This window comes from Seohaeicola saemankumensis, assembly GCF_021021435.1.
Taxonomy (GTDB): domain Bacteria; phylum Pseudomonadota; class Alphaproteobacteria; order Rhodobacterales; family Rhodobacteraceae; genus Seohaeicola.
On the sequence record NZ_JAINWI010000003.1, the window covers coordinates 45,244 to 58,066 of the forward strand.

General features: G+C 57.6%; 12 protein-coding genes and 1 tRNA gene. 7 read left to right on the plus strand and 6 right to left on the minus strand.

Going from position 1 to position 12,823, the window contains the following annotated elements; all coding sequences use genetic code 11:
• Positions 1-218: 218 nt before the first annotated feature.
• The 3 genes from K7H22_RS00355 to K7H22_RS00365 all read left to right on the plus strand — a co-directional run bounded on the left by K7H22_RS00355 (position 219) and on the right by K7H22_RS00365 (position 3,118).
• Positions 219-869: an acyl-homoserine-lactone synthase gene (locus K7H22_RS00355; RefSeq protein ID WP_230798532.1), complete on the plus strand. Its 651-nt coding sequence runs from the start codon at positions 219-221 to the stop codon at positions 867-869.
• A gap of 247 nt (positions 870-1,116) precedes the next feature.
• The gene (locus K7H22_RS00360; protein ID WP_230798533.1) at positions 1,117-2,535 is read left to right on the plus strand and encodes a sensor histidine kinase; all 1,419 of its coding nucleotides are present in this window, start codon (positions 1,117-1,119) and stop codon (positions 2,533-2,535) included.
• 178 nt (positions 2,536-2,713) lie between these two features.
• On the plus strand, positions 2,714-3,118 hold the full coding sequence (locus K7H22_RS00365) for a response regulator (protein WP_230798534.1): 405 nt from the start codon (positions 2,714-2,716) through the stop codon (positions 3,116-3,118).
• 39 nt (positions 3,119-3,157) lie between these two features.
• Here the strand turns inward: K7H22_RS00365 and K7H22_RS00370 are convergent, their stop codons facing one another.
• Entirely contained in the window at positions 3,158-4,372 is a 1,215-nt protein-coding gene (locus tag K7H22_RS00370; protein WP_230798535.1) for a bifunctional alpha/beta hydrolase/OsmC family protein, read from the minus strand.
• 167 nt (positions 4,373-4,539) lie between these two features.
• On the opposite strand from K7H22_RS00370, the gene K7H22_RS00375 reads away from it, so the two are divergent.
• Positions 4,540-5,298, plus strand: a complete 759-nt coding sequence (locus K7H22_RS00375) for a heme-dependent oxidative N-demethylase family protein (RefSeq protein WP_230798536.1) — start codon at positions 4,540-4,542, stop codon at positions 5,296-5,298.
• A gap of 27 nt (positions 5,299-5,325) precedes the next feature.
• On the opposite strand, the gene K7H22_RS00380 is transcribed toward K7H22_RS00375, so the two are convergent.
• The 4 genes from K7H22_RS00380 to K7H22_RS00395 all read right to left on the minus strand — a co-directional run bounded on the left by K7H22_RS00380 (position 5,326) and on the right by K7H22_RS00395 (position 9,333).
• Complete coding sequence (locus K7H22_RS00380; protein ID WP_230798537.1) at positions 5,326-6,141, minus strand: lytic murein transglycosylase; 816 nt, start codon at positions 6,139-6,141, stop codon at positions 5,326-5,328.
• 137 nt (positions 6,142-6,278) lie between these two features.
• Positions 6,279-7,283 (minus strand): hypothetical protein, encoded by a 1,005-nt coding sequence (locus K7H22_RS00385; protein ID WP_230798538.1) that lies wholly within the window; start codon positions 7,281-7,283, stop codon positions 6,279-6,281.
• A 274-nt stretch (positions 7,284-7,557) separates the two neighbouring features.
• A complete protein-coding gene (glnA, locus tag K7H22_RS00390) occupies positions 7,558-8,964 on the minus strand; it encodes a type I glutamate--ammonia ligase (protein ID WP_230798539.1) in 1,407 nt (468 codons plus the stop codon).
• Positions 8,965-8,994: 30 nt separating this feature from the next.
• Positions 8,995-9,333, minus strand: a complete 339-nt coding sequence (locus K7H22_RS00395) for a P-II family nitrogen regulator (protein ID WP_230798540.1) — start codon at positions 9,331-9,333, stop codon at positions 8,995-8,997.
• A 331-nt stretch (positions 9,334-9,664) separates the two neighbouring features.
• Between K7H22_RS00395 and K7H22_RS00400 the strand changes: the two genes are divergently transcribed.
• Entirely contained in the window at positions 9,665-10,534 is an 870-nt protein-coding gene (locus tag K7H22_RS00400) for an NAD(P)H-hydrate dehydratase (RefSeq protein ID WP_230798541.1), read from the plus strand.
• Between the two features lie 16 nt (positions 10,535-10,550).
• On the opposite strand, the gene K7H22_RS00405 is transcribed toward K7H22_RS00400, so the two are convergent.
• Positions 10,551-11,066 carry a Hint domain-containing protein gene (locus K7H22_RS00405; RefSeq protein WP_230798542.1) on the minus strand — a complete coding sequence of 172 codons (516 nt, stop codon included), beginning with the start codon at positions 11,064-11,066 and terminating at the stop codon, positions 10,551-10,553.
• A gap of 266 nt (positions 11,067-11,332) precedes the next feature.
• Here K7H22_RS00405 and K7H22_RS00410 point away from each other — a divergent pair.
• Both K7H22_RS00410 and tig read left to right on the plus strand, forming a co-directional pair.
• Positions 11,333-11,416, plus strand: a tRNA-Leu gene (locus K7H22_RS00410).
• Positions 11,417-11,439: 23 nt separating this feature from the next.
• Positions 11,440-12,777, plus strand: coding sequence for a trigger factor (gene tig, locus K7H22_RS00415; protein ID WP_230798543.1), 1,338 nt, complete (start codon positions 11,440-11,442; stop codon positions 12,775-12,777).
• Positions 12,778-12,823: the final 46 nt, after the last annotated feature.

A 12,823-nucleotide genomic window follows, 5' to 3' on the forward strand; every position in this document is an offset into this window, starting at 1 on the left:
CAAATGTGGAAAAAATAGGGCAGAAAAAAGATGTTATTGCCTACTTTGGTATGGACGCCGACCAACATCTCTCGTTTATTGTTAAAAAACACCATGAGCAGCAAATGAAACACAGTAGAGAAGCACCTGGAGTTGTTCCCGCCCGCTCGATTTTTCCCGAGCTTGCGCCGGCTTCGGTGGAACAACCGAGGGTTTCGCGCGGACGGACAAGGGACATCTTGACCGAATTGCCCGCCGTGAAGCCGCAGATACCTGCGGCTGCACAGATGGCGAAGGGGCATGTCAAGACGACGACTCTGTCCTTCTCGAATATCCACCTCTATGGCGATCTGTTTGTGAGCCTTCTGAAAGCCCGTAAAGCGATCTTTATCGACCGGCTGCACTGGAGCCTACCCGAAGCGGAAGGGATGGAATTCGACCAGTATGACACGCCGCTCAGCAGGTGGGTAGTCGTGCACGAGTTCGGCGAGATCCTCGCAGGCATCCGGCTGACGCCATCCACCGCGCGCTGTGGCGTCTATTCCTATATGCTGCGGGATGCGCAGAAGGGTATGCTGGAAAGCATTCCGAGCGATGTTCTTTTCTTTGAGGCACCAGTTAATCCAAGGATTTGGGAGGCGTCGCGTGTTTTCGTATCGAGCGAGGTGCCCGCGCATCGTCGTCTTGCCGTGCAGGCCGCGTTGGTCGAGCAACTGACCAAGACAGCCCGCGATCACGGTGCGACCCATGTGATCGGTATTGTTCCGGCTTTGTGGTCGCGCTGGCTGCGGCGGCTAGAGTTAAGCGCAGTACCGGTTGGCCCCAAATTTACGATTGATGACACGGCAAATCAGGCGATCCTGTTCACAGCGGCAAGATATGTAAATTGAGGCAACGACGGTCGGGCGGACATATTTGTCCTTTTCCAAACCCGTGTAAGTGGTGTAAGGTAAGGTCCGGTGCCGTTCACGCCCCTGTCGGGTCTCAATCATAGGGTTAAAATAGTCAATCCAAGATTGACATGCTGCAGCCCTTTTATCGTCATATTGTAGAAATATCTATTAATTCCGCGCGCTATGCGACGGGAGACAGCGTTTCTGACTTGAATAGGCCAGAATTTTGGAGATCCGCTCAGACATGGCACTTGCCAGACAATTCTTTTCTAAGAAAGGGACGCGGGTACCTGTCGAGCAGCTTGAGCAGCAGCTCAAGGACTATGTCAATGTTAGCGACAACCTGATCTGGCAACGTCAGGGCATTTTTCTTGCGACACTGGTTCTGGCCGGCTTCTATTTCGATCCGTTGATTTCGGCCTATTGTTATGCGGGTATCCTGTTCACCGAGGTAATGGATCTTATCCTTAGCCGCAGGGTGAAGGCCTGGCACGACAAGGACCCTTTCAAGGCGCGCCTGTTCCTGCTTTGGGTCATGTTCAATACCGTCGCAAGCGCCTTTGCGCTGTGCATATCGGTGATCATGATCACGTTGCAGCAGCCGTCCGGTGGCCATTTCACGCCCTTGTTCTTTCTATTCGCCGCATCGCTGTTTGCAGCGGTGAACAACCACCAGATATTACCTGCGTTGATCTTGCGTCTCATCATGTATGGCGCGACCTTCTTTTTTATCGCGACATGGAACATCTGGCGTCTGCGCCCGCCGATCGATTCCGAGATATGGCTTCAGTTCTTCACTGTGGCTTTCGTGATGTATTTCATCGTGGATTGTTCGTTCGTCTTTTTGCGGCTTTACCGCCGCGGTCTGGCCCAGATCGAAGAAATCACGCAGGAACACCAGAAAACCAAGGCGGCGCTTGAAATCAAGTCGCAGTTCCTGTCGACCGTTAGCCATGAATTGCGCACGCCGCTGACCTCGATCAAAGGAACGCTTGATCTGATCAATAGCGGGGTCATGGGCCCGCTGCCGGCGCAAATGCAGCCGGTTCTGGCTGTTGCAGGTAAGAACAGCAAACGGCTTGCCGATCTGATCAACGATCTTCTGGACCTGCAAAAGATCGACGCCGGCGAGATGGCCTTCCGGTTCGACCTGATTGATGTGGGATCACTGGTCGAAGACTCGGTCGCAATGAGCGTCGGCTATGCCGAGCAACTTGGGGTCTCGATGACGGTTGCGCTGCCCGAGGAAGAGATATTCATCAACGGCGATGCAGACCGTCTGGCGCAGGTGATGGCGAACTTGATTTCCAATGCGGCCAAGTTTTCGCACAAGGGCGGGATCGTCGAAGTTTCTGCCAAGCGGATCGGGGACCGTGTCAGAATCTACGTCAAAGACCATGGTGTCGGTATTCCCGAAAACGCCAAGGAACGGGTCTTCGGGCGGTTCAGCCAGGTCGACTCGTCAGACCAGCGCCGTGTCGGTGGTACGGGTCTTGGCATGAGTATCTCGAAAAAGATCGTTGAACGGCATGACGGCCAGATCGACTATGAGAGCACCTTGGGGCAGGGCACGACCTTCTTCGTCGAGTTCTCGGTGGTGCCGACGGCAGCCGCGACGGTTCCGGTTGACCCAAGGTCACAACCGAAACGCAGAACCGCCTAACCTTCAGTGACGTTAGGTTGTCAGAAAACATGTTTCTTTTGTAGAGGTTCTTTGGCCATTGTCGGGTTGATAAATGTGCCGTTCTGGTTGAGTGTGACGATATAGAATAATAAAAGCTGTGCGGTTTCGGTGTCCTATAAAGTTAAAGCCCGCTTGCGGGGCGTCAAAGGTGACTGACATGGAAAAGCTGCAGCGCATCATGCATGTGGACGATGCCGATGACATCCGGATGATCATCAAGATCACGCTGGAAATGGTTGGCGGGTATCATGTGGACCAGTTTGCCTCGGGTCAGGATGCTGTCGATAATGCTGCGGGCTGCACTCCGCAACTTTTCCTGCTGGATTTCATGATGCCCGACATGGACGGTATGGAAACTTGGAACGCGCTGCGCACGCTTTCGGGGTTCGAGAATATCCCCGCCATTTTCGTGACCGCCAAAGCGGAAGAGAACTTCTCGCAGACTATGCTGGACAAGGGGGCGTTGGCGGTGATCACAAAGCCTTTTGATCCGATGAATATCTGCGACCAGATCGAACAGGCTTGGGCCAAATTTCTGACGGATGCAACCTCGGCTGGCTAGCGCCAGAGCGCGGGATCAAGCCCGCTTGTGCGCCAAGACCTATTGCGCCAGTGTCGTCAGGATCTTGCTGGACCGCTCCAGCGTGCGATGCACAGGGCATTTGTCGGCGATTTCCAATAGACGTTTGCGCTGCGCGGCGGTCAATTCGCCCTCAAGGTAGATCTCGCGCCGGAAACTGTCGATCTTGTCGCCTGATCCCGCTTTGGCGTCCTGTGCATGCACCTTGTCATGGCTGACATCGACGCGGATATGGCGAAGCTTCCAGCCCTTGTGACGTGCATACATGCGGATCGTCATCGAGGTGCAAGCCCCCAATCCGGCAGACAGGAAGCCATAGGGCGACATGCCGCGATTTGTTCCGCCATAGGCCAGTGGCTCGTCTGCGCGCATATGATGATGGGGACCAGAGGTGACATCTTGCAAGAATCCGGCGGGATCGGCCTCTGAGACACGCACGATGCCTTCCGGCACACCCGGTGGCGGGGCAGGCGGGCGGAGGTCCAGATAGCGCGCAGACCATGTGGCGATCACATTGGCCGCATAGTCGGCATCAGCCTCTCGGGTAATCAGATGGTCTGCATCGTCCAGCGTGACAAAGCTTTTGGGATGGCGCGCGGCCATGAAAATGCGGGTGGCGTTGTCGATGCCTACGATCGCGTCGCGCGGGGCATGCAGAACCAGTAGTGCCGCCTTCATGCGTGCCAGTTCCGGTTGGATCGTCGCGCCTTCGACATCTTCGACAAACGCGCGGGTGATCCGGAAAGGACGTCCCCCCAGATCGACCTCGGCGGCGCCCTCCTTGCGGATCCTGTCCAGCGCATCGCCGAAATTGCGGGTGACATGTTCAGGATCAAACGGGGCCGCAAGTGTTGCGACGGCCTTGACCCCCGTAATTTGTGGCGCCGCTTTCAGCATCGCCGCCCCGCCCAGAGAATGGCCGATCAACAAGGTTGCAGGCGTGCCGCGCTTTTCAAGCCATACCGCTGCGGCCTTGAGGTCCTCTACATTCGAGGTGAAGTCTGTATTGGCGAACTCGCCTTCCGAATGTCCAAGTCCGGTGAAGTCGAAACGCAGAACCGCCAGCCCCATGGTCGCCAGACGCTGCGAGATGCGCCGCGCTGCCGCGATATCCTTGGAACAGGTGAAGCAGTGAGCGAAGAGCACCGTGGCCAGATGCGGTCCTTCGGGAAGGTCTAGACGGGCAGCAAGTTGACTCCCGTCATGGCCGGGAAAAGTGACATGTTCGCTGGGCATATGTTCTTCCTGAAGCTGTGTATTCAGACTGTGCCTGCGGCGGCAGGGGCGCAACCCATGTGTCAGCGGCCTCACGCCAAGGTGAGGGCAAGAGAGGCTCCGATAACCTACATTGTGCATGTCTGCGCGCCTTGCAAAGAAGAAACAATCCGGCGAAAACTGGCCGCATGACAGCGATCTTACAAACCAGCCTCGGATATGATCCGACGCGGCATCGTCCCTTGCCGAGCACTGCACCGATGAAGCCTGCCGACTGGATCATCGTCGACGATGCCCATGCCGCGCAAATGGCGGAACGGGCGCGACTGTTGGAGAACCTCCGCGACAATGTGCTGGCGATGGATGAAAGCGCGCGCCCGGCCGCAGAGGAATTGCTACAGGCCGTGCTGGATGTGCTGGCGGGCAGGCCGGATCACAGGGTGACGCAAGAGAGCGTTCTGCGTCCTGACGGTGTGACGGTGACCTTAGGGCGTCACGATCCGATGGCGACATTGGGGCATCTGGTGCAACAGGATCTGTGCCTGATGGAAAAGCACGGCAATGAACACGTGCTGACAGCAGCGGTTTTGTGCTTTCCGGCAAGTTGGACGCTGGAAGAAAAATTCTTGCGGCCCCTGACAGGCATCCATGTACCAGTGGACGAGTATGATGACACGATGGCGCGCAGGGTGCAGCGTCTGTTTGACGGGGTGCAGGTCGGCCGCCCGATCTGGCGCTTCAACGCGCTGTGGTATGCTGATCCTGTCCTGCACCAGCCCCGTCGGGAAAACGAACGCCGCCCCGAACGCCACGCTGTCGAGGCGCGCTATTTGCGGACCGAGCGTCAGAGCATCCTGCGCCTGCCCAAGACGGGGGCGGTTGTTTTCGGTATCCATACCAGCGTGCTGGAGCAGGCAACTGTGCGGGCGCTGTGGCCTGAGGCCTGATCTGGTCTCAAGGCATCGGCTGAAGTGTCAACCGTCGATGCGTTTGCCCATGATCGCGATGGCCTTCTGATAGACGCCTGCCGCGTTCCATTCCTTGATCACGCGGAAATTCGGCTCGCCTTCCTGATAGCCTTGTCCCGGTTGCCACCCTTTCTGTCGCAAGAAATTGGCGGTCGAGGCCAGCGCGTCGGTCATATTGTTCATGTCGACGCGCCCGTCGCCATTGGCGTCCACCGCGTATGTGATGACATTGCCCGGCAGGAATTGCGTATGTCCCAATTCGCCGTGTTTGGCCCCCACGGATTGCGGCGATATGGTGCCGCGATCGACAAGCTGCAGGGCCGCCAGCGCATGTCCCGAAAAGAACTCTGACCGGCGGCAGTCATAGGCCAGTGTCGCGATTGCCGATACAACATTGCTGTCACCCATGAAATTGCCGAAAGCAGTTTCCATTCCGTGGATGGCGATAATCACCCCTGCAGGCACACCGTATTGCCGTTCCAGCGCATTATAGAATGCAGCGTCGCGGGATTTGCGTTTCTTGCCCTGCGCCACGATTGTCGCGGCACCGCGCACTTCCATGAACCTCTCGAGCGTGAAGCCAAAGCTTTTCTGGTTGCGGTCCGCCGCGATGGTGCGCGTGGCATAGCTGGTGCCCGCAAGCGCGTTCAGGCCTCGCTCACCAATGCCGGATTGCGCGGCAATCCGCGCGAAATCGCGTTTCCATGCATCGAAACCGGCGGCCGTATTGCCGCACTGTGCAGCGGCCAGCGGGGTGGCAGCGAAGAGGTCCAGCAGCGCCGAGGCAAGAATTGCGCGGGCGGAAACAGGAAATGTCAGCATGTCGAATAACCTTATCTGGGAATGATCCGACCCTAGCTTCAGAGAAGCTTCAGTGCAAACAGAACAACACCCCCGCGGTTCAGGCAGGGGTGTTCCAATTTGTCAGGTTGACCGCAGCGCGCACAAGGGTGGCTTTCTCAGAAAAACACCTGCGATAGCGGCGCGCCTATTACCGGAAGCCCGCCAAGTGCCGTAACGGCCTGCTCGGTCAAACCCATTTGCGCCAGTCCGACAAAAAGACCTGTCAGGGCAAGGGCGGTGAGGGCCAGACGCAGATCCTCGCCACGGATAAGATTATAGACCATGAGGGCGATACCCACCGGAAGCGAGACAAGGCTGACAACAAGCGATACAGCCCATGTCGCCAGACGTGATGTCGTGCTCGGTTCCGAGATCACAACTTCGGGTTCCACGATGTCCTCGGCTGCCGGAATATCCTGTTCCTCGTGCTTGAACACGGCGGTCAGATAGCGCTGGTTGCTGTTCTCCTCTTTTGCGCTGGTTGACGCTTGGGCAGCGGCTAGGCGTGAATGGCTTTCCAGTCTTTCGCAGGTGTCGTCGATATCGGGAAACAGGCTTGAAACGCGGTTGGCCTGATTTTTCGCGAAAGGCAGAACGGGCGAGGGACGCTTGCGGCGCTCGGCAGGGATGCGGTTATCCAGAGCGGCGCTGGATACACGACGCGGAGTAACCTTTTCCAGAACCGACAGGAAGGAAGAGGTTTTCAGCATCATATCGGGTTGCAACCATTGAACAAAATCAGGGTCCAGCACCTGCGCCAGTTCCAGTGTGGCAAGGGCCAGCGCGGAATGGGCTGTTACCGTCGATCTTTCGGCCTCGCGCAGGCTTGGCATATCCGATGGGCGTTTGATGATCGTGACGGTAAGGGTCAGCGTCGGGGTCGAAAGATCAATCTCGACGGGTGTGTGGCGCTGGTGTGCATCGCTCAACGCGACATCCATCGTCTGCATCCCGTCGGACTGCTCTTGCGTGTCCTCGCTATACTGCGTGTGCATATGCAGTTCGAATTCGTTCAACCCCAACTTGAGATGGTCAGCCGCCATGACCTGTGAATCCTCGACGCCAAAGCCGCGTGCGCCCAGAACCCGCTCGAGGCGGCCGGAAAGAAAACGAAGATCCAAGGGTCTCGAACCGAGAAAAACCAATCCAGCAGTACACCGGGTATTGTCCATACGCATGGCAGCCTCCGCGAGGTGATGTCTGACTGCTATTTTATGGTTAACGAAAAGGGGCATTTTTTGTTCGAAATCCGTTCAGCCTGCGGCATGGCGTGGAAATGTCGTCTTTTCATACTTGTATCAGACACATTTCTGCCCAGAAATGGGGTAAGGGCGCCTCTAAAGGCGCCCTTACTGTGTCTTTCGATAAATTGCTGCGACTCAGTGGTCGGAAGGATCAGCAGCTATAGTAGTTCTTGAACTCGACCGGGTGAGGGGTCATGTCGTACTCTTCGATCTCTTCCATCTTCAGACCGATATAGCCCATGATCTGGTCTTTGGTGAAGACGTCACCGGCCAGCAGGTAATCCATGTCCTTTTGCAGCTCTTCCACGGCCTCGCGGAGCGATCCGCAGACGGTGGGGATGCCGGCCAGCTCTTCTGCGGGCAGGTCATAGAGGTTCTTGTCCATGGCTTCGCCCGGATCAATCTTGTTCTTGATCCCGTCAAGGCCAGCCATCAGCAGAGCCGAGAAAGCCAGATAGGGGTTTGCCGCGGGGTCGGGGAAGCGGGCCTCGACGCGCTTTGCCTTCGGGCTTTCCGTCCAAGGAATACGAACGCAACCCGAGCGGTTGCGGGCCGAATAGGCGCGCAGAACGGGGGCCTCATAGCCGGGCACCAGACGCTTGTAGCTGTTGGTGGTCGGGTTGGTGAAGGCGTTCAGCGACTTGGCATGCTTCAGGATGCCGCCGATGAAATACAGCGCTTCCTGGCTCAGGTCGGCGTATTTATCGCCTGCGAACAGCGGCTTGCCGTCTTTCCAGATCGACATGTTCACGTGCATGCCCGAACCGTTGTCGCCCTTGATCGGCTTTGGCATGAAGGTTGCCGAACGACCGTAGGCCAGCGCCACGTTGTGGATGACGTATTTGTACTTCTGGATGTTGTCGGCCTGTTCGGTCAGCGAGCCGAAAATCAGGCCCAGCTCGTGCTGCGAGGTTGCAACCTCGTGGTGGTGCTTATCGACCTTCATCCCCATGCGCTTCATGGTGGACAGCATTTCCGAACGGATATCCTGACCGTCATCGGCGGGGTTCACAGGGAAATAGCCGCCCTTATAGCCGGGACGGTGGCCAGTGTTGCCCATCTCGAACTCGGTATCGGTGTTCCAGGCCGCGTGGTCCGCATCGACCGAGAAGGACACTTTGTTAGGTGTCACGGAATAGCGCACGTCGTCGAACAGGAAGAATTCCGCTTCGGGGCCGAAATAGGCGGTATCACCGATGCCGCTGGACTTCAGGTAAGCCTCGGCTTTCTCGGCTGTGCCGCGCGGGTCGCGGTCATAGGATTCACCGGTGTCCGGCTCTACGATCGAGCAATGGATGCACAGTGTCTTTTCGGCATAGAACGGATCAAGATAAACGCTGTCCGTGTCGGGCATCAGCTTCATGTCCGAGGCCTCGATGGATTTCCAGCCTGCGATGGACGAGCCATCAAACATAAAGCCTTCTTCCAGAAAATCCTCGTCGACCAGATCCGCGATAACGGTTACGTGCTGCAATCTGCCGCGCGGGTCGGTGAAGCGGATGTCGACATATTCAACGTCCTCGTCCTTGATCAGCTTGAGAACTGCGTCCTTGCTCATTCTCTTGTCCCTTTCAGTTTGTGGAGTAAATTACAGCGCGTCCGAACCGGATTCACCGGTGCGGATACGAATGGCTTGTTCAACCGTGCTGACGAAAATCTTGCCGTCACCGATCTTGTCGGTTTTGGCCGCGTCGATGATTGCCTCGATCGCCGCATCGACCAGATCGTCGTCGAGAACCACCTCGATTTTGACCTTTGGCAGAAAGTCCACGACATATTCGGCGCCACGATAAAGTTCGGTGTGACCCTTCTGACGGCCGAAGCCCTTGACCTCGATCACTGAAAGCCCCTGAACGCCTGCGTCCTGCAGCGCTTCCTTGACCTCATCAAGCTTGAACGGCTTGATGATTGCTTCGATCTTCTTCATCCAAAGTCTCCTCGCCTATGCCTTTTGGGGTCAGACCATTTCTGCCCCGAGGCCACAATCAGGCAAGGCGCGCATTTCCGAGTGGCGCGACGCAAATTCGGAAGGGTGATTAATAAAGCATCGTTAAGATTAAAATTTAATCACAAAAAGAACGATATTGGTCCCGTGGACGCTAAAGTCCCGTTTCACGATGCGGATTGGCGCGGCATCGGCGCGTTGCTCAGCGCGTGTTACAGGCGCTCGGCGCTGATCGCTTTGCACCGGATCGTCGTAGGCGTAGGCTGCGGCGCAGGCAGGCCCTGCAGTTGCCGTTCTGGAACAGGATAACACTATGTCGAGAGAGCCGCGTATCTTTATGTTCTCGCCCCTGATGCAGCAGCATCTGCAAAAAGCGGCGGATGCGCATAAATACACGCACGGTCATGCCGTGATTGTGACAGGGGGCGCAGGGCGTACAGGGGCTGCGCGACTGGCGGGGCGCGGGGCCTTGCGGATCGGGGCAGGCCTGGTGACGCTGGTGGTTCCTGATGACGCGGTGGCCGAGGTTTCCAGCCAGATCACTGCGATCATGATGTCGCCGCTTGGCGGAATCGGCGATCTGGACGGCCTGCTGCGTGACCCACGATTGTCAGCTTTGTGCGTCGGGCCGGGTCTGGGGCTTGAACCAAGGCAGGCCGACATCGTGGCCGCAGTGCTGGCAAGGGCACGCCCGACAGTTCTGGATGCCGATGCCCTGACCTTGATCGCCAATTCATCGAGGTTAAGGCAGTCGCTGCATCCCACATGTATCCTGACACCGCATGAGGGAGAGTTTGCACGACTGTTTCCCGATCTGGCCGATGATCTGCCAGACCAGTCCAGGATTTCGGCGCGCGCGCAGGTGCTGCGATCGGCAGCGGCGCGGGTGGGTTGTACCGTTTTGTTGAAAGGACCGGCCACGCTGGTGGCCGATCATACCGGTCAGGCATGGGTTCATCCCTCTTCGCCGGATGGCGGGCTGTCATGGCTGGCCACCGCAGGGTCGGGCGATGTGCTGGCAGGGTTCTGTGTCGGTCTGCTGGCGCGCGGTCTGTCGCCCATGCTGGCGGCAAACCTTGCGATTCATCTGCACCGATCAGCGGCGCGGCAGTTTGGCCCTGGTCTGATTGCCGAAGACCTGCCAGAAGTTCTCCCCGCGCTGTTCCGCGATATGGGGCTTTGACAATGCGGCGACAGCATCACGCTGCCAGACTGACCTGTCCTGCCTCAAGGCAAAGTAGTTCCAGACCATCGGCATAGACAATCTGCGGGCTGTGAAAGATCAATTGCACCAAGGTCAGCGTTCGATCCTCCAGTCCGATGATTCCGGGGCCTACTGGCAGGTCGCCTGCGCGCAACAGGCCTGCGGACTCACCGGTTAGCAAGCTGGCAAGTTTTCCGCGCAGCAAAAGATGCTGGTCGGCGCCGAGGATCGTATCGGTATCGGGGCGGATATCGGCCAATGTGCCTTGCTGGATCTGCACGAAATTGCCACGGACAGTGCGGCTGTCAATCGCGGCAATGCGTACCATGCCGGCATTGCGCGTTATGATACGGTCGCCCGGACACAGGAATTCAACAGGGATTGCGCCTTCGGCAGACAGGATAATACTGCCCGCCACGATCCCGACTGCTGCACGGGAATGCTTGCTTGGACCTTGCCCTATTTGCGCAGGCGGCACATCCACGGATGTGTGCGCGTTTCGTCCTGCCATCTCTGCCTCTGTTTTTCTGCAACTTTTTTTCGTAACTCTAGGTCAACGGCGGATGGCTGTCGCGGGTTTATACGCGCTTGAATGATTTGATCCGGACATATGGCCTTTGCGCCGCATCAAGGCAGGGGCGGCAAGGGCCCGCCGCTGGTCCAGAGCGTGTTTCAAAGGCTATTTTTCCTCTCGCATCCCTCATCAGGGTTTGCTAGACAGCGCCGGAACCGCGGGCAGCCTCCATTTCCGGATGGGGCTGCCTGCGTTTGGTTTTCGCGGGTGTGGCGAAATGGTAGACGCACCAGATTTAGGTTCTGGCGCCGCAAGGCGTGGGGGTTCAAGTCCCTCCACCCGCACCATGGATATGAAAAGGACAAGTAGAATGCAGGTCACCGAGACCCTGAAAGACGGCCTCAAACGTGAATATGAGATCATCGTGACGGCTTCCGAGCTTGACGCGAAGGTCAGCGAGAAACTGGCCGAAGCGCAGCCCGAAGTCGAAATGAAGGGCTTTCGCAAGGGCAAGGTGCCGATGGCGCTGCTGAGAAAGCAGTTTGGCCCCAAGATTCTGGGCGAAGCGATGCAGGAAAGCGTCGATGGCGCGATGAGCGATCATTTCGAAGCCACTGGCGACCGTCCCGCGCTGCAGCCGCAGGTCACCATGATCGACGGCGAGACCTGGAAAGAAGGTCAGGACGTCAAGGTCAAGCTGGCCTATGAAGCCCTGCCCGAGATCCCCGAAACGGACTTTAGCGGTGTCGCGCTGGAGCGTCTGGTCGCCAAGGCCGACGATGCGGCGGTCGATGAGGCGCTGGCCTCGCTGGCTGAAACCGTTCAGGATTTCGACGATCGCAAGAAAGGCTCCAAAGCCAAGGACGGCGACCAGATCGTTATGGATTTCGTCGGCAAGGTCGACGGAGAGGCTTTCGAGGGTGGCTCTGCCGAGGATTATCCGCTGGTTCTGGGCTCCAACTCCTTCATTCCAGGCTTCGAAGAGCAACTGGTCGGTGTGAAAGCCGGTGAGGAAAAGGCCGTCACGGTCAAATTCCCTGAGGAGTACGGCGCGGCCCATCTGGCTGGCAAGGAAGCGGTGTTCGATTGCACTGTGAAAGCCGTCAAAGAGCCGAAAGCCGCCGTGATTGATGATGAACTGGCCAAGAAGTTCGGGGCCGAGGATCTGGCCGCGCTGAAAGGCCAGATCTCCGAGCGTCTGGAAGCCGAGTATGCAGGTGCTGCCCGCGCTATCGTCAAGCGTGGTCTGCTCGACGCGCTTGACGGTCTGGTCAGCTTCAATCTGCCGCCAAGCCTTGTTGACGCGGAAGCCAACCAGATCGCGCACCAACTGTGGCATGAAGAAAACCCCGATGTGCACGATCACAACCATGACAAGATCGAGCCGACGGACGAGCACAAGAAGCTGGCTGAGCGCCGCGTGCGTCTGGGGCTGCTGCTGGCTGAAACAGGCCGCAAGGCCGAGATCGAAGTGACCGACGCCGAAATGACCCAAGCGGTGATGGCGCAGGCGCGCCAGTACCCAGGGCAGGAGCGTCAGTTCTTCGAATTCATTCAGCAGAATGCCCAGATGCAGCAGCAACTGCGCGCGCCGATCTTTGAAGACAAGGTTGTCGATCACATTCTGGGTCAGGCCAAGGTGACTGACAAGGAAGTGTCCAAAGACGATCTGCAAAAGGCCGTCGAAGCATTGGACGAAGACGAATAATCGTCCTTATCCTGTGAACCGGATCAAGGAAGGGCTGCCCGCAAGG

Coding starts and splice junctions, on each gene's coding strand:
- K7H22_RS00360 (WP_230798533.1), top strand. CDS start 1,117: ATGGCACTTGCCAGACAATTCTTTTCTAAGAAAGGGACGCGGGTACCT.
- K7H22_RS00365 (WP_230798534.1), top strand. CDS start 2,714: ATGGAAAAGCTGCAGCGCATCATGCATGTGGACGATGCCGATGACATC.
- K7H22_RS00370 (WP_230798535.1), bottom strand. CDS start 4,372: ATGCCCAGCGAACATGTCACTTTTCCCGGCCATGACGGGAGTCAACTT.
- K7H22_RS00375 (WP_230798536.1), top strand. CDS start 4,540: ATGACAGCGATCTTACAAACCAGCCTCGGATATGATCCGACGCGGCAT.
- K7H22_RS00380 (WP_230798537.1), bottom strand. CDS start 6,141: ATGCTGACATTTCCTGTTTCCGCCCGCGCAATTCTTGCCTCGGCGCTG.
- glnA (WP_230798539.1), bottom strand. CDS start 8,964: ATGAGCAAGGACGCAGTTCTCAAGCTGATCAAGGACGAGGACGTTGAA.
- K7H22_RS00395 (WP_230798540.1), bottom strand. CDS start 9,333: ATGAAGAAGATCGAAGCAATCATCAAGCCGTTCAAGCTTGATGAGGTC.
- K7H22_RS00400 (WP_230798541.1), top strand. CDS start 9,665: ATGTCGAGAGAGCCGCGTATCTTTATGTTCTCGCCCCTGATGCAGCAG.
- K7H22_RS00405 (WP_230798542.1), bottom strand. CDS start 11,066: ATGGCAGGACGAAACGCGCACACATCCGTGGATGTGCCGCCTGCGCAA.
- tig (WP_230798543.1), top strand. CDS start 11,440: ATGCAGGTCACCGAGACCCTGAAAGACGGCCTCAAACGTGAATATGAG.